The 23,523-nt window shown below is 65.8% G+C and carries 10 protein-coding genes; 3 read left to right on the top strand and 7 right to left on the bottom strand.

All coding sequences use genetic code 11. The annotated features are described in order from the left end of the window. Positions 1-311: 311 nt before the first annotated feature. The 3 genes from ACCQ10_RS10730 to ACCQ10_RS10720 all read right to left on the bottom strand — a co-directional run bounded on the left by ACCQ10_RS10730 (position 312) and on the right by ACCQ10_RS10720 (position 3,122). Positions 312-995, bottom strand: a complete 684-nt coding sequence (locus ACCQ10_RS10730) for a thermonuclease family protein (protein WP_355603195.1) — start codon at positions 993-995, stop codon at positions 312-314. 397 nt (positions 996-1,392) lie between these two features. Continuing rightward, complete coding sequence (locus ACCQ10_RS10725; RefSeq protein WP_372360615.1) at positions 1,393-2,709, bottom strand: PQQ-dependent sugar dehydrogenase; 1,317 nt, start codon at positions 2,707-2,709, stop codon at positions 1,393-1,395. After that, on the bottom strand, positions 2,706-3,122 hold the full coding sequence (locus tag ACCQ10_RS10720; RefSeq protein ID WP_166748598.1) for a hypothetical protein: 417 nt from the start codon (positions 3,120-3,122) through the stop codon (positions 2,706-2,708). The genes ACCQ10_RS10725 and ACCQ10_RS10720 overlap by 4 nt, the downstream gene beginning before the upstream one ends. Positions 3,123-3,825: 703 nt before the next feature. On the opposite strand from ACCQ10_RS10720, the gene ACCQ10_RS10715 reads away from it, so the two are divergent. Then, positions 3,826-4,458 carry a carboxymuconolactone decarboxylase family protein gene (locus ACCQ10_RS10715; protein ID WP_372360614.1) on the top strand — a complete coding sequence of 211 codons (633 nt, stop codon included), beginning with the start codon at positions 3,826-3,828 and terminating at the stop codon, positions 4,456-4,458. A 63-nt stretch (positions 4,459-4,521) separates the two neighbouring features. Here ACCQ10_RS10715 and ACCQ10_RS10710 read toward each other — a convergent pair whose 3' ends face one another. After that, positions 4,522-4,812 carry a hypothetical protein gene (locus ACCQ10_RS10710; RefSeq protein ID WP_052210042.1) on the bottom strand — a complete coding sequence of 97 codons (291 nt, stop codon included), beginning with the start codon at positions 4,810-4,812 and terminating at the stop codon, positions 4,522-4,524. A gap of 1,201 nt (positions 4,813-6,013) precedes the next feature. On the opposite strand from ACCQ10_RS10710, the gene ACCQ10_RS10705 reads away from it, so the two are divergent. Then, on the top strand, positions 6,014-8,833 hold the full coding sequence (locus ACCQ10_RS10705) for a S8 family serine peptidase (RefSeq protein WP_372360613.1): 2,820 nt from the start codon (positions 6,014-6,016) through the stop codon (positions 8,831-8,833). A gap of 270 nt (positions 8,834-9,103) precedes the next feature. Here the strand turns inward: ACCQ10_RS10705 and ACCQ10_RS10700 are convergent, their stop codons facing one another. Continuing rightward, positions 9,104-19,303, bottom strand: coding sequence for an autotransporter-associated beta strand repeat-containing protein (locus ACCQ10_RS10700; protein ID WP_372360612.1), 10,200 nt, complete (start codon positions 19,301-19,303; stop codon positions 9,104-9,106). Between the two features lie 729 nt (positions 19,304-20,032). Here ACCQ10_RS10700 and ACCQ10_RS10695 point away from each other — a divergent pair. Beyond that, positions 20,033-21,844 (top strand): EAL domain-containing protein, encoded by a 1,812-nt coding sequence (locus tag ACCQ10_RS10695; RefSeq protein ID WP_355603177.1) that lies wholly within the window; start codon positions 20,033-20,035, stop codon positions 21,842-21,844. A gap of 100 nt (positions 21,845-21,944) precedes the next feature. Here the strand turns inward: ACCQ10_RS10695 and ACCQ10_RS10690 are convergent, their stop codons facing one another. Continuing rightward, positions 21,945-22,865 (bottom strand): M14 family metallopeptidase, encoded by a 921-nt coding sequence (locus tag ACCQ10_RS10690; protein WP_372360611.1) that lies wholly within the window; start codon positions 22,863-22,865, stop codon positions 21,945-21,947. Between the two features lie 112 nt (positions 22,866-22,977). Next, the gene (locus tag ACCQ10_RS10685) at positions 22,978-23,487 is read right to left on the bottom strand and encodes a ferritin-like domain-containing protein (protein WP_039411375.1); all 510 of its coding nucleotides are present in this window, start codon (positions 23,485-23,487) and stop codon (positions 22,978-22,980) included. Positions 23,488-23,523: the final 36 nt, after the last annotated feature.

The raw sequence follows: 23,523 nt of genomic DNA, 5'->3' as shown, positions 1-23,523 counted from the left end.
ACGGGGATGGCGCGATGCTAACAAACCGGATGAGGTGATCCATGTTGCAGGTAAAGCCATGCGCGACTGCGTTTACCTCGAGGCGAGCGCGGCCGTAGACCAAGGCGGCGCGCTGGCGCTGGCATGCACGCGTTACCCATTGCATGACGGCACTGCGCAGCAAGCGCAGGGGGCTTGGATGCTGCTTCCGAGCCCGTGCAGACAGCATGCCGCAGCTGCGACGCAGTGCCAGCAACCGCCATCAGCGATAGGCATCGGGTTGCAGGACGCGAACCCTGCAACAGGCTGCGCGAGACCCCACTGCCCGCCCCTCAGCGTGCTGCGCGGCGCCAGCCTGCATTGATCGCTTCCTGCGGCGAGCAGAAATACCGCTCGCCCTTTGCCGCCGAGATGCTGGTGCGTGCATAGTCGCGCTGGCCCGGCACGTGGAAGATCTTGTTGCCCTTGCCGGAAATGTTGCCCTTGATGGCGCAATGGCCCGGTGCGGGCGGCGATGGCCGCACGCGGGACGCGACCTGGTTGCGTTTGTTGCGCCGATAGTCGGCAGGCATCTGGAAGCTGCCTTGCCAGAGATTGCGCTGTTGCTGCTGGGCGAGGCGCTCGTCGGCGACGAACGCAGTGGCGTACTGGCGATAGGCCACGGCCCAGCCTGAACGTACCATCCAGCGGTTGACCGATTGGCCCTGCATCGTGCATTCGGCAACGGTGCGACCGTAGCGATCGGTCTCCTTCGGCTGACAGCGTACGGTCTTGTCCGTCAGATGGCTGTCCAGTGCGGCAGCGGATCGACGACCGCACGGCCACGGGCGCCCAAGCTGATCGCTGCACTGCTGCGCACTCTCCGGCGCGTCGATCCCCCACAGGCGGATGCGTTGTTGCGCCACGGTGATCGTGTCTCCATCCGTGACGGTGGCCCGACCAACAATCTCTGCTGCAGCAGCCGGTGACATCAACAGCAGCCCGGCGCCGATCGCCATCAAACATCTCAACACCATCTACAACAATACCCTTGGCGATCGGCAGCACGTCGTCCCGTCGTTGCCGCCTTGTTGCACGTTTTAGCCGAATGGCAATGCCCGGCCATGTCCTGTGCCCGACGCCCACGCGGCAAAGCCGGCGCGGGGCCGGCACTGTATGTCAATGCGATGCGGATGCCTATCCCCGTCAGCGCGGTTGTGCTCGGCCAGCCGCCTTGAATGGGCCGATGCAACTGCGAGTTACGCATCTCGCCACACGCAGCCGAAACCGTGGGCTTGTCGTTGCGGCACTATTTACCAAGAGCAATGTTTACTTCAGCAGCAAACACACTACGTCCTGCCGGGCGCGCGTCCAGTGGAGCGCTTGCGTCCTGCCCGGCTACTTGCGGAGCCGGGCAGGCTTGCAGGCGGTGACTTACTGTGTGGCAGGTGCAGCGGCGGCGGTCTCCGGCGTGATACGCCAGATGATGTTGGCCAGATCGTCGGCCACGATCAGTGCGCCGCGCGGGTCCACCGTGACACCGACCGGGCGGCCACGGGTCTTGCCGTCGTCGCCATGGAAGCCGGCGACGAAGTCGATGGGCGTGCCTGCCGGGCGGCCGTCGCGGAACGGTACGAACACCACCTTGTAGCCGACCGGCGGGTCGCGGTTCCAGCTGCCGTGTTCGCCGACGAACACGCCGTCTGCGAATTTCGCGCCCAGGGCGCTCGACGAGAACGCAACGCCCAGCGCCGCGACGTGCGAGCCCAGGGCGTAGTCCGGCTCGATGGCGGAGGCGACCTTTTCAGGGTCCTGCGGCATGACGCGGGTGTCGACGTTCTTGCCCCAGTAGCTGTAAGGCCACCCATAGAAGCCGCCTTCGCGTACCGATGTCAGATAGTCCGGCACTAGGTTCGGGCCGATTTCATCGCGTTCGTTGACCACGGCCCACAACGCACCGGTGCCGGGCTGGATCGCCAGTGCGGTTGGGTTGCGCAGACCGGTGGCATACGGCTTGTGTGCGCCGGTTGCTGCGTCCACCTGCCACACCTGTGCGCGGTCGACTTCGGCGACCATGCCGCGCTCGGTGATGTTGCTGTTGGAGCCGATGGCCACGTACAGGTAGCGTCCGTCGGCACTGGCGGTCAGCGCCTTGGTCCAGTGGTGGTTGATGGCCGATGGCAGGTCGGTCACCTTGCTCGGCGCGCCGCTGGCCTTGGTCTGGCCCTCGCGATACTCGAATCGCACCAGCGCATCCTGGTTGGCCACGTACAACGCGTCGCCGATCAACGCGAGCCCGTAGGGCGCGTTGAGTTTGTCGGCGAATACGGTCTTCAATTCATAGGTGCCATCGCCGTCGGCATCGCGCAACAACGTGAGGCGGTTACCGCTCTTGGCCTTGGAGGTGCCCTTGGCCTTGATCGGGCCGGCAATGATGTCCTTGGGCTTGAGGTTGGGTGCAGCGCCGCCACGGCCTTCGGCCACCAGGATGTCGCCGTTCGGCAGCACCAGCGTCTGCCGCGGGATGCCCAGATCGGTGGCGATGGCGGCGATGCGATAGCCTGCCGGAACCGTGGGTGTGCGCTCGCCCCAGGCGGTGGGCTCGGCGATCGTCATGTCGGGCAGCACGCCACGGTCGGGTGCAGGCAATTGCGGCGTGGCGCCGTGTTGGTCAAGCTCAGGTGCCTTGCCGCAGGCAGCCAGGGCGGCAGCCAGGGCGGTGACCGCCAGAACACGTGTCGCGCGGCTCATCGTGCACCTCCCATGCGCAGACCCGACAGCCCGGCCCAGGTAGCGACCAGGGCGAACAAGGTGGCAATGCCCGACAGCACCAATGCGGCCGGCATGATGGCCCAGGCGTCGCGCGCATGATGCAGGGCGTCGAAGAACCCCACGATCCACGTTGCCACCAGTGCAATGAGATAGATCACGTTGCGGCTGCCACGCACCAGCCCAACGATGGCCGCCACCAAGGCAAGCGTGGTGAGCACCATTGCGCCAACCAACAGCCACGAAGCGAAGTTGCTCCATTGGATCTGATAGCTGCTCCAGTAGGCGTAGTCGCTGAGCAGCGTACCCAGGAACAAGGGCCACACACCGCCGAGAACGGCTGCATGGAACGGATGGATGGCCCGATCACGGGTCGGGACAGCGGTTGCATTCATGGCGGACTCATTGGGAACGATGGCGAAACGTGCCCACGATGCTGCCAGCTCGCATGTGACGACCAGGATGATATTGGCGAATCTGCACTGACACGATGCACGCAAGCACAGCAGCCCCATGCGTGGGGCCCGCATGCAGTCGGGCGCGACGCTGCAGCGCACACGAACGATTGTCTGCAGCAGTGTCATTTGCGGTGACACCGCGACCGACGCTGTGCTTGCCGCGACAATGGCATGCTGCGCAGTGCGTGCAGGGTTCTCCGCACATAGGATCCATCAAGCGCCTTAGCATCGAATGCGATTCGCTGATATCGGTGGTCTGTCGATCTGATGCGTGCCTGACGCTGCGATGGCAACGTGCCGATGCACGACTGCTCACAGGCCGCCACGACCACACGTCCTCGCCTCAGTGCATGCATTCCACACCGATGGGGTGGTCATTCGGATGCAGCAGGCCAGCGTCAAACAGCGTGCCGCTGCAACCACGCATGCCTGATGCGGCATCGACGTGCCGCCGCATGTCTAACCCATGCATGGTCGGGCAGGCGCTTGGAATCGCCTGCGTCTATCCCTAAATCTAGCGGAGAACCACGGCAGCCTGGCACGACGCAGTGGTCGCGCGTGTGGCGACTCGCCCTTCATCGCGGCCGCGGTCTGTGTCCTGCCCCTCCCCCCGCGACAGCAGTTTCCGGAGTCAACCACCATGCCCATCTCGGACAGCCTTACGGCCCGGCAGCAGGCCATCGTCCCCATTGCTGCATTCGCCGCCACCGGCGATATCGATCGCCTGGACGGCGCCTTGAACGCGGGCCTGGATGCCGGCCTGAGCGTCAACGACTGTAAGGAACTGCTGGTGCAGGTGTACGCCTACGCCGGCTTTCCACGCAGCCTCAATGCGCTTGCCGCATTGATGCAGGTCACCCAGGCGCGCCGCCAGCGTGGCCTCGACGATGCGCCCGGCACCCTGCCGGGCCCGGTGCCGACCGGGCCGGCGTTGCTTGCGTTGGGTACTGCCAATCAGACGCAGTTGGCCGGCGCGCCGGTGGCAGGCCCCCTGTTCGAGTTCGCGCCGACCATCGATACGTATTTGAAGACGCATCTGTTCGGCGACATCTTTGGGCGCGACAACCTGGACTGGGTCAGCCGCGAATTGGCTACGGTGAGCATGCTGGCGGCACTGGAGGGCGTGGAAGCGCAATTGCTCTCCCATCTGAAGATCAGCATGAACATCGGCGTGAGCACGGCGCAGCTGAACGCACTGGCCCAGGTCCTGGATCAGCGCGTCGGCGCCGCCGCCGGAACGCGCGCCAAGGCGGCGCTGGCCAAGACCCGGTGAGCCCGTCATTGCCAGGATCATGCCGCATGCGGTCGGCGGCGCGCCGCAAGCCGGTGAAGCCGCCTATTCGGAAGCGCGGCGGTGCGGCGGCCGTCGCTGCGGTGCCATCCGCGCAAGGGCCTGCTTCCTGATCAACTGGTCGATGTACTGCTCTGCCAGTCGGGTGCCGATCTCCAGCGCGCTCTGCAGCGAGCCGAAAGTGGGCGCGCTGGCCAGAGGTACCGTGTGCCCGCACACCTGCAAGGTGTCCAGCACCACGCGTTGAGGCTCCAGCTGGCGGGCGACGACACGATACGGCAGGCCCTGATCGGTCCCGTCCATCGCCATCAAGGTGTCGCTTTGCTTGGTGCCCATCGACCCGAGGATAGCGGCGATTCCGCACCACGCCAGCGTCCCACTTTGAATGGTTTATGCAGACGCTACCGGTGACGCCGCGATGCCAGGCCCTTCGCTGTCGGCATCCCTTATTGGGCAGCCTCCAGGGCAGCGCCCATGCGAAGCGATGACGACGTCGTGGTGGTCGTGCCGCGCCTCGCCTGGCGACGGGCTGCTACGCGCCGGGGTCAGGGCGCCTTCTGCGCGTCTCACCATCAACGTTCGTCGACGGGTACCCGGCCGGTGACTCGCCCTCCCCTGCATGTAATGGCAGCGGTGGATAGCTCAAGGAGCAGCAAGTTGGCGGCGCCTGCCTAAGCTTAGGAAGCCTGGGCCGTCGACCCGGGGTGGAAGTGGCACGGCCAGTATTTATAGTGATTTATTCGCCGGCCACTAAAATATACTTTGACCCCTCATCTGGCGAATATTTCCGACGCGCCGGCTTGCCAGGGATATTTTAAATACTGGCGTTAAATAAACAAAATTATTGAAGCCATTCATTTTCATGCAACCGATTGCGCAATTTTGCGCAAAGAACGTCGAATTTTGCACAATCTCCGCGACAAGACTGCAGTCGATCCTCACGGCCGCGGCTTGATAAATAGATCGCGCGGCGTCCACGCCATGGATAGCTTACCGATGCGACGCCCCTGATATTCAAACATAGCAGCTAGCAGAAGAGCCCGTTAGATGCCCTAACGTGCGCTTGAATCCGCTACGCCGGGTGGGCAATCCCCCTACATCTGCTAGCGGTTTCCCCTATTACCTGCGATTTGGGTCTCATCTAGGATTGCCGCCCCTCGAGAAACGTGACCACTTATTGTCCAGCTCGGTGTCACCTTTGGTTCCAATCGGGCCATTCGCGCACCCTTTAATCCGATTTAGCTATGGATTAAATCGTAAATGGCTATCGAGCGGTTCCATCTCTGAATAGCAACTGTCCATTCAGATTTTAGAGGCGGCAGGTAGCGCCGTTAAACAATCCGCAAGCTGCGGCGATTGCAATCGTGCATCAGCCGGGTTTGTCGCAAGCGCTGCTCCGAGGGGACGGACCAGCAAACCCTCGAAGTGAATAACCCGTGAAATATATGCCTTCGCTGGCGCTCGCTGGCGCAGGAACCCTTTGCGCCAGATTCAGATCCAGCAGTAGCGGCGCGCCTCCTACGGAATCGACCAACCCATGAATCGCTCGCTGCTTGCAACAACCATCGCCTCCTGCCTTGTCCTGACCGCCTGTGGCGGCGGCGGTGGCGGTGGCAACGTCCGTAACGACCCGCCACAGAGCACCGTGATCGCGCCAGCGCCGACTGTTCCGACGACGCCGGCACCGACCACGCCCGCACCTGCTGTTCCGACGACACCGACGACACCGACGACACCGACCGCGCCGACCACGCCGGAAACCACCGCCGACCCGCTGCCCAAGACCGCGCCGGTTCCGGCCCCTGCGCCTGCCCGCTACCAGGGCGTGGGTAGCAACCTGCTGGTGCCGATCAATGCCGATCTGGCGCAGCAGGCCGGCGCTCGGGGTCAGGGGGTGAAGCTGGCGGTGCTGGACGACAATCTGGTGCCGAGCTACACGCCGATCAACGGCAAGGTCGATAGCGTCAACGATTACACCGCCAGCCCGGGCACGCCCGAGTCGTCGTCCAATACGCTGCGCGGCCACGGCACGATCGTGTCGGCGCTGGTGCTGGGCTCGGCGCAGGACGGTTTTGCCGGCGGTGTTGCGCCGGATGCAGACCTGTTCTATGCACGTATCTGTGCGGAAAATTCCTGCGGTACCCAGCAGGCGCGTCGCGCGGCGGTGGATCTGGCCGCCTCCGGCGTGCGCATCGCCAACCTGTCGCTGGGCGCCTCGTACGCCGATGCCGCCGGCAGCGCCAATGCGGCCGCGGCGTGGCGGTTCGCACTGACCCCGCTGGTGCAGGCAGATGCGCTGATCGTTGCCTCCACCGGCAACGAAGGCGCGGCGGAAGCCTCGTACCCGGCGGCCACGCCGGTGCAGGAAGCCAGTGTGCGCAACAACTGGCTGGCCGTGGGCGCGATCAATGTCGATAGCTCCGGGAATGCCGCGGGCCTGACCAGCTATTCCAACCACTGCGGTGCAGCGGCGCAGTGGTGCCTGGTCGCGCCGGGCAGCTTCACTGCGCCAGCGCTGGCCGGCACCGAGTTGCAGGGCCAGGTCGCCGGCACCTCGTTCTCCACCGCAGCCGTCAGCGGCGTCGCCGCGCAGGTGCTGGGCGTGTACCCGTGGATGAGCGCGTCCAACCTGCAGCAGACCTTGCTGACCACCGCCACCGACCTGGGCGACCCGGGCGTGGACGCGCTGTACGGCTGGGGCCTGGTCAATGCGGCCAAGGCCATCAAGGGGCCGGGCCAGTTCGCCAGCAACTGGTCGGCCAACGTCGGTGCCGGCTACGACAGCACCTTCGGCAACGATATCTCCGGTGCCGGCAGCCTGACCAAGAACGGCACCGGCAAGCTCACCCTGAGCGGGACCAATACCTACACCGGCGGCACCACCATTGTCGATGGCGTGCTGTCGCTCTCCGGCAGCCTGCGCTCGGACCTTCTGGTCGCCAACTCCGCCACCTTCGAGTCACGCGGCGGTGTCATCAACGGCGGCTACAGCCTGGTCAATGCGACCGGCACCACCGCCATTGAATTGGGCAAGGGCCTCACCGTCACCGGCCTGGCCAGCTTGAAGGGCAATCTGCTGCTGTTGCCGGAAGCGGCCGGCTACACCGTCGGCAGCACCGAACGGATCGTCAAGGCCGGCGTCCTGCAAGGCACCTTCGACCGCGTGCAGTACGCCAACAATTTCTTCTGGACCGCCTCGCTTGCGTACGACCCGACCACCGTCACCGCAACGTTGACGCGGAATGCGTCGGCCGCGAGTGCGCAGGCGGCAGGTGCACCGCAGGCAGTGGTCAGCGGTGCAAGCCAGGCCGATACGCTGTTAAAGGTGCTGGATACGCGCGTGGCCTCCGGCGACACTGCAAACCTGGGCGGCCTGATCAGCGCCACCGGCGCGCTGCTGGCGGCTTCCGATGCGCAGGTGGCTGCATCGCTGCCGACGCTGGTCGGTCAGGTGCATGGCGTGGAGCGCACGCTGGGCTTCCAGTCCGCACTCAACGATGCCCGGGTTGCCGCCGATCGTCTGCCGTACCTGGCCGACACCACCACGCTGACCACCTGGATGCAGGGCAGCTATCTGGATGGCGACATGCGCCGCACTGGCTTTGCCTCGGCCGACTACACCCAGCAGGCCACCACCGTCGGTGTGGATCTGCCGGTGGGCGGCACCGGCACGGTGGTGGGCGCAGCGCTGACCTCGGGCCAGGATCGCGCCCATATCGATGCATCGGCCAGCCGTCTGCGCTCGGATCGCTATGCGATGACGGCGTATCTGTATCAGCCGCTCGGCCAGGCGTATGTGTCCGGCATCGGGTCGTACGGCATGAGCAGTGTCGAGACCGAGCGCAACGTGCAGGCCGGCAGCATCGGCGAGCGTCTGCAGGACCGCCGCCACGACACCAACTGGTCGCTGCGTGCCGAAGTCGGCCTGATGCCGCACGCAGGGTTGTCGCCGTTCGTGGCGGCAGGTGTGGTCAGCCAGACCCAGGACGCGTTCAGTGAGGCCTCGGTGACCGGGTTGGGCCTGAGCGCCGGTAGCGACACCCTGCGCGCAGGGTATGGCGAAGTCGGCGTGCGTGGTCACCTAGTGCACGGCAAGTGGGGCTTCGATGGCCTGGTTGCGTATCGCTCGCTGTTGGGTAATCCGAATGCCGACTTCACCGCCTGGTTCACCGGTCTGCCGGAAGCACGCTTCAACGTGGCGGGCACGCCGGTCTCGCGGCAGGCCGTGCGCGCCTCGGTGGGCGTGCGCTACGAATTCAACGATGCGTTCTCGCTGTATGGCAATGTCGGTGCCGAGCGCGGGCGTTCGGATTCCAACAGCATCAACGCCAACGTCGGTCTGCGCTGGCAGTTCTGATTGCAACGATGGCGTGCCTGGCACGCCATGGTCAGACGGGTGTGTCGCTTCAGCACTACAAGGCCCCGGCATGCCGGGGCCTTCTGCTGTGTGGTGCCGTGCGTAAGGAGGCATGCAAGAGCAGCTGAGCGACATCATGCTCGAGGTCCGTGGTGGTCAGGCGATGCGCCGGAGGCAGGGCCGGCTCGCTGGCAGGCGAATTGCCGATAGCGAGCGGAAACCAAAAAGCCCCGGCAGGCCGGGGCTCGTTGGTTCACGCTGTTGCTGCGATCAGAAGCTCCATCCCCAGGTCACCTGCCCGCCGTAGGCGGTCTGGCCGTCGCCGTTGAGTCCCTGCAACGACAATGCCATGCGGCTATTGGGCGAGGTGATCACGCTGACGCCCACCTCACCGATGGCTGCATTCTTGGCCAGGGTGACGCTTTGCACCGAGAACTGCGCACCGGTGCCGACAAAGCCCGCCGAGCGCTGCACGGCACGGTCGCCGAAGGCATGCCGCCAGCCCACCGAGGCGTAGAGCGAAGCCTGCTCTCCCAGTTGCCAACGCCCGCGCAGGCCTACCGTGCTGGTGGTGAATTCGTCCTTGGCGCTGCCGACAGACAGTGCGGCGATCCCGCCGCGCTCGTTGAACCCATCCGTCTTCAGATGGGTGTAGTCGGCCGCGATGAACGGGCTGTAGACCGCGTTGCCGGTGCGCAGGTTCCAGGACGCTTCCAGCGAGGCGGTGACGGCGGTGGCATCGTAATCGTTGGTGAGCCGCTCTTCGAGCACGCCGGGCAGCATCACCCGACGCGAGCCGTCCACGCGGTAGTCGGCGTAGTCCACCGCGCCTTGCAGCGAGAACGCAGACCAGTCGGCCTGGCCATACACGCCGACATGCGTACCGTCGATGTCGGCCCGGTCGCCCCACTCGCGCGACCAGCTTTCGATGTCCTGGCTGCCCACCGCAATGCCGACCACGCTGCGCTCCCCGACGCGCCGCTCGGCACCGGCCATGATGCCGTTGTCTTCGCGCCGCACCGAGATGGCATTGGCATCGCCATCGACCCGGTTGGGCAGGCTGCGGCCGGTGATCCACACCGTGGTCTCGCCGATACGGGTGTCCTGGCTGTCGCCACGCAGATGATTGCCGATGCCGCTGTAGAGGAAGCGACTGTCGAACATCGCAGTGGCGGTGCTCGCATGGCTTTCGCCCGACAGCGACGCAAACGCGGTGGCCACCGCCTGCGCATCGTCCGGGAGACGGACCACGGCCTGGTACACCGGGCTGGTGGTGGGCAGGCCGTCCACTGCAGCGGCGGTGGACTGCTGGTTGGGCGTGGTCACCGCATCGACCATGCCGGTGGTGTTGCGGCCGAAGAAGACCGACAGCCCCGTTGCGCTGGTGCTGACATTCGGGTCGATGAAGGCATAGTCGGAGATGACGTTGGTGAATTGCCCGCTCAGCCCGCCGGCGGCGTTGATCACCGGAATCTCGGTGAACAATGGCAGGTCGGCCGCACGCACCACCTGCAAGGTGCTGCCCGGTGCCAGCGTCGCGGCGCCGCCCACCGTCACCGGCGTCACCACACCGCCGTTGCCCGGCGTGACCTGCACGGTGGAACCGGGGCCGATGGTGGCGTTGCCGCCAATGGTGACGGTGCCGGTGGTCCCGCCGATCGCCAGGGTGCCACCGGACGTGGTGAGGCTGCCGATGGTCCCGCTGCCGGTCAGCGTACCGCCCGGTCCGACCGTCACTGGCCCGCCGATGGCGGCGCCCGGATTGTCCGGATTGCCCACGCTCAGGGTGCCCGCGCTGATGGTGGTCGGCCCGGTGAACCCGCTGCTGTCCGCGGTGACCAGCAACGTGCCCAGGCCGTCCTTGAGCAGAGTGCCGGTGCCCGACAGCGTGCCGGCATAGGTTCCATTGGCGTTCTGCAGGAACACCAGCGCGCTGTTGTTGGCGATGTTGCCCTGCAGGCTGTCGGTGTCGCCGATCAGCGTTCCGGCATTGACGGCGGTGCCGCCGAGATAGCTGTTGACCCCATCCAGGGTGACGGCACCGACGCCGTTCTTGATCAGCGTGCCGCTGCCGCTGATGTTGCCGGCAAAGCTGCCGTCGCCGGCCTGATCGAACACCAGCACTGCGTTGTCGAGGATAGTGCCCTGCAGGCTGGCGGTAGTGCCCTGCAACGTGCCACTGGCAATGGTGGTGCCGCCGCCATAGCTGTTGGCCCCGGCAAGCGTCAGGACGCCGGCCCCCTGCTTCACCACGTTGCCGGTACCGCTGACGATACCGGCAAATGTGCCATCGGTGGCCTGGTCGAAGACCAGCGTGGCGTTGTCCACCACGTTGCCCTGCAGGCTGGCGGTGTTGCCGATCAAGCTGCCCGCACTGACCAACGTGCCGCCGGTGTAGCTGTTGCTGCCGGTGAGCTGCAGGACACCGGTGCCGGTCTTTTCCAGCGACCCGGTGCCGCTGACCACACCGGCGTACACGCCGCCGGTGGTCTGGTTGAACACCAATGCTGCGTTGTTGGTGATGTCGCCCTGCAGGCTGGTGGTGTCGCCGATCAGGCTGCCGGCCGCAATGGTAGTGCCACCGGTGTAGCCGTTCGCCCCATTGAGCAGCAATGCGCCCGCACCGTCCTTGACCACGCCGCCGGTGCCGGTGATCGAACCGTTGAAGATGCCAGCGGCCGCCTGATCGAACACCAGGCTGGCATTGTCGACAATGGCGCCCTGCAGGCTCGCACTGTTACCCACCAGCGTGCCGGCATCGACCGTGGTGCCGCCGGTGTAGGCATTGCTGCCGGCCAGCGTCAGCGTGCCGGTGTTGGTCTTGATCAGCGCCCCGCTACCGCCGAGGCTGCCGGACAGGGTCAGGTCGGCCGGGTTGTCCACGGTGAGCACGGCGCCCAGGTTGATCGTGTTGCCCAACGCTGCGGCAATCGCGTTGCTGAGCACCGAGTCGCCGGTGACCGACAATGCGCCACCGCCCAACGCCGTGTTGCTGCCAACCGCCAGCGTGCCGGCGTTCAACACCGTGCCACCTGCGTAGCTGTTGGCGCCATCGAGCGTGAGCGTGCTGGTGCCATTCTTGATCAGGCTGCCCGCGCCGGCGATCGGCCCGGACAATGTCAGGTCGTTGCTGCCGAGCACATTCACCGCACCGTCGAGCACCACTGCATTGCCAACCGCCAACGCCTGATTGCTATCGAGGTTGGTGCCGGCCGCAGCCGTCAAGGTGCCAGTGCCCAGTGCCTGCGCATCGCCCAGCACCAGCGTGCCGCCGCCGAGCGCGGTGCCGCCGGTGTAGCTGTTGGCTGCATCCAGGACCAGGGTGCCGGTGTCGAGTTTCTGGAGCGCGCCGGTGCCGCCGATGGCGACATCGATCGTGCCGGTGACACCGGGGTCCACCCGGATGATGGTGGTGGCGGCATTGGCGCTCAGCGCGCCTGCTCCGCCATCGCCAAGCACATAGCCATCGGTGATGAACTGCATGCCGGTGATGCCCTGGGTGCCCTGCACGCCCACCGTGCCGGCGCTGCCGGCAAACACTGCAAAGCTGTTCTGCCAGGGGCTGTTGGTGAGACCGTCGATCGAGGTCCAGTTGGTGCCGCCCGCGGTCCACGCGGCGGTTCCGCCATCGACGCTGCCGTTGGCCACGGTCTGCGCGCCATCCCAGAACTGCACATTGCTGCCAGGCGACAGCACCACCACGTTGACCTGCTGGGCGAGTGCGGTCTGCAGCGTCAGCTGGGTCGGGTCGATGGTGCCGGGCAGCGTGCCGATATCCAGCCCATTGTTGGTCAGCGCGCCGACGTAATCGATCAGGCGATACACACCCGTGCCGAAGCCGCCGATGTCGGTGATGTTGAGCGTGCCATCCAGGGTCAGGTCGCCGTTGACCGCCAGCACACCGGTCTGGCTGGGCGTGCCCAGCAACGCATCGAGGGTGGCGTTGGGGGCCATGTTCAAGCTGCCGGTGGTCAACACTGCACTACTGGTCACCACCAGCCGACCACCGTCGTTGACGGTGACAGCCGCATCGACCACGCCGCTGCCGCTCAGCGTGCCGCCGGTGCCCACATTGACCCCGCCGATGCTGGCGAGCGTGCCGTCCACATCCAGCGTGCCGCCAGAGATCTGCGTGGTGCCGCCCAGTGCGCTGGCACCGGTGAGCTGCACGGTGCCGTTGCCCACCTTGTCCAGGTTACCGGCACCGCTCAGGCTGCCGGCAAAGCTGCTGCCGACGTCGTTGACGCCGAGCTGCAAGGTGGTGCCGCCGAGGATGGCGACGTTGCCCTGCCCGGTCACCGCGCCCAGCGCGGCATTGCCGCCCAGCGACAATCCGGCGCCTGCCGCCACATCCACCGTGCTGGTGGTGCCCAGACCGCCGGCAGCGGACGTGGCCAGCACGCCGGCCTGCACGGCCACCGGACCGCTGAAGCTGTTGGCGCCGGACAGGGTCAAGGTGCCCAGACCGGTCTTGGTCAACGCACCGGTGCCGCTGAGCGTGCCGGTCAGCGCCAGATCGGCTGCATTGGCAATGCTCAGGTCCGCACTCAGGTTGATGCTGTTGCCCAACGCTGCGGCAATCGCGTTGCTGAGCACCGAGTCGGCGGTGACCGACAATGCGCCACCGCCCAACGCCGTGTTGCTGCCAACCGCCAGCGTGCCGGCGTTCAACACCGTGCCACCGGCGTAGCTGTTGGCGCCATCGAGCGTGAGCGTGCTGGTGCCACTCTTGATCAGGCTGCCTGCGCCGGCGATCGGGCCGGACAATGCCAGGTCGTTGCTGCCGAGCACGTTCACGGCGCCGTCGAGCACCACTGCATTGCCTACCGCCAACGCCTGATTGCTATCGAGGTTGGTGCCGGCCGCAGCCGTCAAGGTGCCAGTGCCCAGCGCCTGCGCATCGCCCAGCACCAGTGTGCCGCCACCGAGCGCGGTGCCGCCGGTGTAGCTGTTGGCTGCATCCAGGACCAGGGTGCCGGTGTCGAGTTTTTCAATGCCACCGACGCCGGAGACAGCGACGTCGATCGTGGCCGTGGCGCCGGGGTCGACACGGATGGCGGTGAGCGGCGTGGTCAGGTCCAGCGCACCGCCACCGGCATCGCTCAGGCGGTAACCGTCGGTCACGAACTGCAGCCCACCCACGCCTTGCGTGCCCTGCACGCCTACCGTGCCGGCGGTGCCGGAGAACACCGCAAAGTCGCCCTGCCAGGTGCTGTTGGCCGTGCCATCCTGGCCGGTCCAGTTGGTGGCGGCGCCCCATACACCCGCGCCGCCATCGACCGTGCCGTTGGCCACGGTCTGCACGCCGTCCCAGAACTGCACGATGCTGCCCGGCGCGGTGACCACCAGGTTGATCTGTTGGCCGATGGCGGTCTGCAGTGCGAGTTGGCTGATGTCGACACTGCCCGGAATGGTCCCGAACAGCACGCCGTTATTGGTCAACGCGCCGGTGTAGTCGATCAATCGATAGACGCCGGAACCGAAGCCGCCGATGTCGGTGATGTTGAGCGTGCCGTCCAGGGTGAGATTGCCGTTGACCGCGAGCAGACGCGTGGTGCTCGGTGCCGCAAGCGAGACATCCAGCAAGGCACCCGGTGCCAGCGTCAGCCCACCGACGCTGAGCGAGGAGCCGCTGGTCAATGCCAGCCGCCCGCCGTCGCCGATGGTCACCGCACTGGCAATGCTGCCATTGCTGCCGCTACCGGTCAGGGTGCCGCCCAGCGCCACATTCAACGCGCTGGTGCCCAGGCTGCCAATCACGTCCAGGGTGCCGGCGCTGACCTGCGTGGCACCTCCGATCAGGCTGTTGCCCAGCAGCCGCACGGTGCCGGCGCCGACCTTGTCCAGGTTACCGCCCCCCCCAAGACTGCCGGCGAAGTCGCCACTGCCCAGCTGCAAGGTGGCGCCGGCATCGGTATCGACGCTTCCGGCGCCGCTGAGGGCGTTGATCAAACCGCCACTGGTCAGGTTCAAGGACGCGCCAGCGGCCACATCGACCGTGCTGGCGTTTCCGAGCGAGGCGGCCGTGCTGGCCACCAGGGTGCCGGTCTGGATCGCGAGCGGGCCGGTGTAGGTATTGCTGCCACTCAGGGTCAAGGTGCCCAGACCGGTCTTGGTCAGGCCGCCCGCACCGCTGATCGTGCCGCTGGCCAGCATGTCTGCTGCGTTGTCGACGGTGAGTGCCGCACCCAGATCGATGCCATTGCCCAGCGCCACCGCAATGGCACTGCTCAACACCGCGTTGCCGGTAACCGACAGGCTGCCGGTGCCCAGCGCGGTGTCTGCGCCAACCGCAATGGTGCCGGCGGTGAGTGTGGTGCCCCCGCCGTAGCTGTTGCCGGCCGTGAGCGACAAGGTGGTGGCGCCGTTCTTGATCAGGGCGCCGGTCCCGCTGACCACACCGCTCAAGGTCAGGTCGTTGCTGCCGTCCAGGCTGAGCTGGTCATCCAACTGCACCGCGTTGCCCACAGTCAGCGCCGCCGTGGTGTCCAGTTGCGCTGGCCCGCCGACCAGCAGGCCGCCTGCACCCAGGGCCGCCGCGTTGCCGAGCACCAGCCGGCCTGCATCCAGCGTGACGCCACCGCTGAACGTATTGGCATTGCCCAGGGTCAATGTCGCGGCGCCCTGCTTGTCGAGACTCCCGGCACCGCCGATCACCCCGTTCAATGCGATGTCCTGGGTGCCGGGCAAGCGCAACGCGCCGTTCAACACGAGCGCGTTTGCCAGGTTCACCGAAGTGCTTGCATCCAGCGTGGTGCCACCGGCCGCCGTCAGCGTGCCGATGCCCAACGCCGCATCGCTGCCTGCCACCAGCCCGCCGGATTGCAGCTGCAGGCCGCCGCCCCAGGTATTGGCGCCGTTGAGGGTGAGGGTCTGAGTTCCGCTTTTGACCAGGCTTCCTGCACCATCGATGACGCCGTTGAGTGTCAGGCTCCCACCGTCGATGCCGAGTGCGCCGTTCACCGTGAGCGCATTCTGCAAACTGAGCGCCGTGCCAGCAGTGAGTTGCGTGCCATCGGCTGCGGTGAGTACCCCGGTGCCGAGCGCGGTGTTGCTGCCGACCACCAGGGCGCCGGCGTTCAACGCGGTGCCGCCGGTGTAGAGGTTATTGCCGGTCAGCGTCAGTGCGCCGGTGCCTTGTTTGATCAGGCTGCCCGCACCGCTCACGGTGCCGCTCAGGTCGAGGGCGTTGTTGCCGGTGAGCGACAGCGCGCCGTTCAAGGTGACGTCGTTACCTACCGTGGTGGCCGTCGTGGCCTGCAGCTGCGTGCCATCGGCTGCGGTCAACGCGCCGCTGCCCAAGGCGGCGCCCGTGCCGATCAGCAGTGCCCCCGCGTTGAGATCCACACCGCCGGCAAACGTGTTGGTACCAGTCAGTGTGAGCGTCGCGTTGCCGTTCTTGACCAGACCGCCGGCACCACTGACAAGCCCGGTGAGCGAAAGATCCTGGCTGCCGCCGAGTAGCAGATCGGCATCCAGCACCACGCTGTTGGCGAGCGAGCGCGCGGCCGTGCCATCCAGCAGGCCGCCGGCAACGGTCAGGGTTCCGGTGCCCAGCGCTGCGTCGCTGCCCAGCAGCAGGCTGCCGGCGGTCAGACGCGTGCCACCGGCATAACTGTTGTTGCCGGCCAGGGTGAGGCTGGCGGGGCCGAGCTTGTCCAGGCTGCCGACGCCGGTGATGTCGCCAGTGAGTGAGAGTGCATTACTGCCCGCGATGTTGACCAAGCCGGTCAGTGCAATGGCGTTGGCGAGCGTGCTGACTGCAAGGGTATCCAGCGTGGTTCCCGCCGCGGCGGTGAGCGCGCCGACACCCAGGGCGCTGTTGCTGCCGATGGTGAGCTTGCCCGCACTCAGCGTGGTGCCGCCGGTGTACGCATTGGTGCCGCTCAGGGTGAGATCGCCGCTTCCGGACTTGACCAGGCTGCCGGCACCGGTAATGCCGCCGTTCAAGGTCAGCGCCTGCGCGCCGTCGAGCGTCAGCGCGCCCGTGGCGAGCGCGATCGCATTGCTCAGCACCGTCGGCGTGGTGCCCTGCAAGTTGGCGTTGCCGGTCACGTTCAGCGCGCCGCTGCCCAACGCGTTGCCATTGGTGAGCTGCAAGGTGCCGGCGCTGAGGGTGGTGCCGCCGCTATAGGTGTTCAGCCCTCCCACGGTAAGGGTGCCGGTGCCGAGCTTGTTCAATGCACCGGTGCCGCTGATGGTGCCCGCCAGATTCAGGGCGGTGCCATTGCTGCTCACCCCTACGCTGCCGGTCAGTGCGATGGCATTGCCGAGCGTGGCCGCAGCCGCTGCATCGAGCACGCCACCGCTGGCAGTAAGGGTGCCGGTGCCAAGGGCGGCATTGTTACCGACCACCAGGCGCCCACTGCTCAGCGTGGTGCCACCGGTGTAGCCATTGGTGTTGGACAGCGTGAGATCACCCGCGCCGCTCTTGATCAGGCTGCCGCTTCCGTTGATGACACCGCCCAGCGTCAGGGCCTGGGCGCCGGTCCAGCTCAGGGGCCCGGACAGGTCGACGGCGTTGCTCAGGGTCAGCGGTGCACTGGTGCTCAGGTTGGAGGCACCGGTGACATTCAACCCACCGGTACCCAGTGCAGCTGCATTGCCCACCTGCAAGGTGCCGGCGGCGAGCGTGGTACCGCCCGTATAGGTGTTTGCAGCATTGAGCGTGAGTGCGCCGGTGCCGGTCTTGGTGAGGCCGCCCGTCCCTGCAAGCGTGCCGTTCAAGGTGAGCGCATTGCCGCTGGCGCCCAGCCCCAGGGAGCTGTTCAGCGCGAATGTATTGCCCAAGGTCAATGGCGCCGTCGTGTCCAGCAGCCCGCCTGCCGCAGTGACGGTGCCGGTGCCGAGTGCGCCAGCGGTTTCCAGCACGGTCGTGCCGGCACTCAGGGTCGTGCCGCCGGCATAGGTGTTGGTCCCGCCAAGGGTCAGCGTGCCCGTGCCGGTCTTGTTCAGTGCTCCGGTTCCACTGATGGCGCCTCCCAGGCGAACGTTGTTCGTACCGCCGATGCCCAGCGCGGCATTGAGCACCACCGCGTTCGGCAGGTTGAGGGCGGTGCCGGCCACCAGGCTGCCACCGGCTGCGGTCACGGTGCCGGTTCCCAACGCGCTGTTGTTGGCAACGGTCACTGCACCGGCACCCAGGTTGACGCCGCCGCTGAAGGTGTTGGTCCCGGTTAGAGTCAATCCGCCGGTCCCGGTCTTGGTCAGTGCCCCGACACCGGCCAGCGTGCTGCCGATGGTGAGGGCATTGCTGCCCTGCACCGTCAGGCCGCCGGCAGCGAGGGTGATGCCACCGGCGGGCGCGAGGGTCAGGCCGGCGGCAGTGGATTCCAAGGTGCCGCCATTGGCAGTGATCGCGGTACCGAGCTGCGCCGGTGTCGAAAATTGCAGGACGCCACCATTGAGCGCGCTGCTACCGAAGTTGCTTGCACCACCCAAAGTCCAGGTACCGCTGTTGACGCGCAGGCTGCCGAAATTGATGTACTGATCCGTGCTCACGGTGCCGGCGCCGGTGGTGCCACTGCCGGTCCCGGTGACGGCGTTCTGCAGGATCAATGTATTGGTGCCGCCGGCACCACCGTCCACGACACCGGTGCGCGCAAAAGTCAGCAGGCCGCTGGGGCCCAGCAATTCCAGCGCCAGGCCACCGCCATTACCGATGCTGCCGCCGGTGACTGCGGTGAAGGTGTTGGTGCTGTTGGCACCCATCGACACGCTACCGGTGATGGTGCCGGCATTGACGAAACTGTTGCCTGTGGCCGAACTCTGAAAGCCGACGCGCCCCTCGATGGTGCCGGTGTTGACCGCGTTGACGGTTCCGCCGCCCGTGACTGCAATCACCGGCGTATCAGCCCCCAGCACCGACAGGTTGAGCAGCGGGCGGTTGCTGATCAGGCCAGCATTGTTGATCTGCACGACACCGCTGTTGGCCGAGGTGAGGCCCAGCGCCATGCCGTCGAGATTGAGCAGGTTCGCTCCCAGCAGGCCTCCGGTGCCGTAGATGCTGCCGCCGAGAAGATTGTTGGCCACCACCGACGTGGACGTCGCATTGCCCATGGTGACGCCGCTGCTCAACACGGACAGCAGGCCGAGCACGGACGGATCGATCGAACCACTGTTGTTGAGCGTCGCGTTGGTGCCGTTCAGTGCGATGGCGGTGCCACCGAGCAAACCGGCGGTCATCTGCGTACCGGATGCCACATTGACGGTCAGGTTGTTCGCGCTGCTCGCAAACGCATTGCCGGTCAGCGCCAGCCCCGTGCAGGTGACAGTTGCGCCCGCTGCAGGCAGGGCCGGTGTACACGCGCCCCAGGCCAGCGCCGGCGCGGCGGCCCCCACCGCAAGAATGATCAGGCTCGGCAGTGCGCGGCGTGTGGACCCAGGTTTACGTCGCCGCCGTACCAATTCATGCGTGACCACCCAATTGCCAATGGCCGCATTCCAGACAAGCGCAAATGCACGATTCATCCTGATTCCCCCTGATAGCCGCGCTAAGAAGTTGCGTGCACACGCACACGCGCCCCCCAAGACGAGTGAAATAACCATCGAGATGCTGAAAGCGTGAGCCGCTTCAGCTCAGTCGCTTGAGGCCGATAATGATTAATACCAATCCCGGTCAACCGACTGCGCAGATTAATAGGCGATCCGCCTCGAATTAAACTGTGACGAATATCAATAACCTTGAACGCACCTGTTGCACGGATATAATCTGCGAACCAGTTTGCATCTGCCCGCTTAGACGTGAAGTGCCGGGAATCGCGAGCGAGAAACTCGTTCTTGCGAGGTATCTTTCCTAGCTATATCAGCCGTTTGGCGGCCCGCGCCATACGGTTATCGCGCTGCTCTGGCTGAATTCATCAAGCGAGCTCATTGGAATAACGAAGGTGAAAGCGAGCCGAGCGATATGTCGACATGGTTTTGGAAACCATCTCGCACTGCAATACAGGAGCGGCAAGGGATTATCTGCCTGAGTCCGTTTAGATCGATATAACCACTGCAATGGTCGACGCCGATTGTCCGATGCGTTATTGGTATATCGCATCCGTCCTCAGCCCTTTAAATTACTAATCGCATGCCGCGGTCGCGCTTGTTACTTCCGGCGCTCCGGGCAACGGGTGAGGAGTGTGTGATGGAATATGGCGGCGCAGGTCGTCACTCATCGATGACCTCGGTTTGTTTCTAGTAGCCATGCAGTGTGTGATCTTCAACACGGAACCTGACGACATGACGCTTGCTCTGGACGACAAAACGCAGGACCGCCAGTTCGACTGGTCAGGTGTGCCAATCGATCTTGGCGGAATGGAACCGTTGGAGCAGATTGCACGGCTGGTGTGCCATGCACTGGTAGCGCCGGCCGCCGCGTTGACCATCACCGAAGGCGGCCGCATGCGGGTTCTTGCGGCGCGCGGCATCAGCACCAGCCACGTCGAACAAGCCATGGCCCTGTGTGAGCGTGTGCCGGCGTCGGCCAATGGCGTCTTCGAACTCATCGAACACGCGGCGCTCGCGCCGATCCAGCTCGGCGATGCGGCATTCCCGGGTCTTCCCGCACGTTTCATCGCCTGCGTGCAGGTCGGCGCGCCGCAAGCCGGGATCACCGGCGCCTTGTGCGTGATCGATACACGCGAACGCAGGCTGGCCAGTCAGGAGCATCAACAGCTGCTGATGTTTGCCAACGTGGCAGCCGCGCAGCTGGAACTGCAATTCGGTGCCGGCCGCCGCGAGCCGCATAGCGGCCTGCTCAATGCGCGTCAGCTGCAATCGGATCTGGATGCGCTCGCCTTCGGCAGCCATGCAGTGCCGACCATCGCCGCCTTCATCGAGGTCTACGACACGCAGGCTGCCAATGAGGCGCGTCAGGCACTCGGGATGCAGCCCCTGGAAGAATTGATCCGGCATGCCAGCTTCGTGCTGACCCGTGCGCTGCGTGGTAAGGCCACGGTCTACCACGTCGCGCCGATGCGCTTTGCGTTCTTCCTTCTGAACTCCGCGCCCGACGAAATGGAGGACCTGCTGCTGGACCTGCGCGACATGCTGCACAAACCAGTGGACGCGGCCGGCGTACCGATGTCGCTGACCTTCCATGCCGGTGTGGTGCGCTTCGCACCGCAGCAGCCGGACACCAACGATGTCATGCGCAAGGGCCTGGTGTCGCTGGGCGATGCGATCAACAACCATGCCGTGGTGTGCTGGTACAGCGCCTCGCAGGACGACGCCATCCAACGCTCGTATCGCCTGGCGCTGGATGCGGAAAAGGCGCTGGACGCCGGCGACTTCCGGTTGGTGTTCCAGCCGCGTATCGATCTGGAGGATCTGTCGGTCATCGGTTTCGAGGCGCTGCTGCGCTGGCATCACGCCAGTCTGGGACCAATTGGCCCGGATGAATTCATCCCGCTGTTCGAAAAGACCGCGCTGATGTGCACCGTCACCAACTGGGTGATCGAGAGCGCCCTGACGCAGTTGGCGCAATGGCGCGCCCAGGGGCTGGATTTCTGCATCTCGATCAACCTGTCTTCGCGCGATTTCGGCAACATCAATCTGGCCGCGGACGTAATCAACCGCTGCAACGACCTGGGCATTCCGACCACGCGGATCGAGCTGGAAATCACCGAGGGGCGCTGGTTGCGCAGCAATGTGGAGGCCGTGCCACGCCTGCGCGCCTTGCGCGACGCCGGGGTCAGCGTGGCGATCGACGACTTCGGTACGGGCTACAGCAATTTTGGCTATCTCACCGAACTGCCGGTCAATGTGCTCAAGCTGGATCGGTCACTGGTCACCGGCATCGCCACCAAGGCCGGCATGCAGATGCGCGCCGAAGCAGTGGTACGGCTGGCCAGCGCCCTGGGATACCGCACCGTCGCCGAAGGCATCGAGCATGCCGACGAGATCGCGCTGCTGCGCAGTTGGGGCTGCGATGAAGCGCAGGGCTACCTGCTGTCCAAGCCAATGGAAGCCCACTTGGTCGCCGCCTATGTGCAGGAGGCCAGCGCACGTCGCCGGCTGCCCTGACCTGCGTGCCCGGGGCGCATGCGGCGCCGCTGCCGTGGCCCGGCCACCTCAGTTCCGCACCAAGGCGGCAGGTTGAACGCGCCGTGCCGGCGCAGGCCGCTCAGCGATGTTGCAGCGCGTACTCCAGCGCGGCGCAGACGGCCGTCACCTGCGCCGTATTGCATTGTGCAGGCGTGGCGCGCGGGCTGTCCGGATAGACTTCGGTGGTGGTGCGATAGCGTGCGTTCGTGACTCCCGCACACAGGCCCAGACGCCGCACCGGGTAATGGATGAGGCCATGGCCGGCCACCGGCGCGCCGATGAGCTGGCCTTGCGCATCGGCCGGCGCAATATGCGTCACCTGCCCCACCGCAGCGATCACCGCCTGCTGAAAGGCGGGCTGCGGGTCTTCGCTGTCGCCGACCAGATAGAAACCATCCGGGATGCTGCCGGGAACGAATGCAACGCCGTCGCGTGCCGCCAGCGCAGGACGGAACTCGCTCTCGTCGCTGTCGGTGGTCTCATGCAAATCGATATGCACCAGCATCGTGCCGACGGTGGCCGCCACCAGTTGCATCAGTGCCGCAGATTCCGCGGCCGGGCTGTTGGCGCGGAACGCGCGATTGGGGTCGACTGCCTCGGCGTTCCAGCGCTGGATCCGCTCATAGCCCCACGGATTGACGCAGGGCGCGACCAGCAGATTGCACTTGCCCGCGTAATCGGCTGCGCGCTGCTGCAGGAACTGCAGCGCGCCGTGGACCCCGCTCGTTTCATAGCCATGCACGCCGCCGGTCACCAGCGCGCACGGCAGGCGCGGGTCCCAGCGGGCGCTGCGCAGCGCCAGCAACGGGTACCGGGTTTGTTCGGCAACGAGAGTGCCGTAGGGAATCAGTTCGTAGCGGTCGGCCAAGGCCTCGACCAGGCGCACAACCTCGTCCCTGTAACTGCGCTGCACGCGCTGACGGGCGCGCCATGCCTTGCGTTCGCCCTCGCCCCAGGCGTGGCCGGGGGTGCCGATCGGATAGCCGGAATGCGCAATCATACGTAAAACCATTGCCAGAGAGGGCGCTAGGGTAAGCGCTTGCATTGCAGAAACAAAAAGGGCCCCGCCGTGCGGGGCCCATCGGGCTGCCGTTGACATCAGCAGACCAGGTTCACTTCTTGGCAGTGACGCCCGGTGTGGCATCGCGGACCAGGAATTCTTCGGTCAGCTCGGGCAGATGCGCCAGCAGCCAGTCGGACATGGCCTGCTCCTGCGGCAGGATCTGCTCGCACACGCGCTGGGTCTCGATGTCGCCCACCGTCTTTGCCGCACCCAGCAGCGCGGTGTAGGTGGCGATCTCCAGGTTCTCGAACACGTAACTGGCCATCGCTCCCTTCACGATCTCGTCGGAGGTGGTCATGCCGCCCATCGCCTGGCCGAAGGCAGCCATCTTGCCCATGGTGTCCTTGATCACCGACGGCGAGCCGCCGAGGCGTTCGATACAGGACTCGACCAGGCGCTGCTGGCCCAGGGTCTCTTCCAGGTGCTGCTCGATGCGCGCCTTGAGCTTGGGGTAGTGCTCGATACGCGCGGCCTGGGCCTTGAGCATCTGCTCGGCCTGCTGCTCCATGGCGTGCGCGTCGCGCAGCCAGTCCATCAAATTCTCTTTGGGTTCGGCCATGTGCAATCTCCTGTTGGTGTGCGATGGCTCCAGCCT

Source organism: Xanthomonas sp. NCPPB 1325, assembly GCF_041477645.2.
GTDB lineage: Bacteria > Pseudomonadota > Gammaproteobacteria > Xanthomonadales > Xanthomonadaceae > Xanthomonas > Xanthomonas cannabis.
Note: the sequence above shows the minus strand (reverse complement) of the source record. Positions and strands in the feature narration are given on the sequence as shown.

What these genes read in the sequence shown, in the direction of transcription:
- ACCQ10_RS10730 (WP_355603195.1), bottom strand. Translation starts at nt 995, where the DNA reads ATGGTGTTGAGATGTTTGATGGCGATCGGCGCCGGGCTGCTGTTGATG.
- ACCQ10_RS10700 (WP_372360612.1), bottom strand. Translation starts at nt 19,303, where the DNA reads ATGAATCGTGCATTTGCGCTTGTCTGGAATGCGGCCATTGGCAATTGG.
- ACCQ10_RS10720 (WP_166748598.1), bottom strand. Translation starts at nt 3,122, where the DNA reads ATGAATGCAACCGCTGTCCCGACCCGTGATCGGGCCATCCATCCGTTC.
- ACCQ10_RS10685 (WP_039411375.1), bottom strand. Translation starts at nt 23,487, where the DNA reads ATGGCCGAACCCAAAGAGAATTTGATGGACTGGCTGCGCGACGCGCAC.
- ACCQ10_RS10710 (WP_052210042.1), bottom strand. Translation starts at nt 4,812, where the DNA reads ATGGGCACCAAGCAAAGCGACACCTTGATGGCGATGGACGGGACCGAT.
- ACCQ10_RS10715 (WP_372360614.1), top strand. Translation starts at nt 3,826, where the DNA reads ATGCCCATCTCGGACAGCCTTACGGCCCGGCAGCAGGCCATCGTCCCC.
- ACCQ10_RS10690 (WP_372360611.1), bottom strand. Translation starts at nt 22,865, where the DNA reads ATGATTGCGCATTCCGGCTATCCGATCGGCACCCCCGGCCACGCCTGG.
- ACCQ10_RS10705 (WP_372360613.1), top strand. Translation starts at nt 6,014, where the DNA reads ATGAATCGCTCGCTGCTTGCAACAACCATCGCCTCCTGCCTTGTCCTG.
- ACCQ10_RS10725 (WP_372360615.1), bottom strand. Translation starts at nt 2,709, where the DNA reads ATGAGCCGCGCGACACGTGTTCTGGCGGTCACCGCCCTGGCTGCCGCC.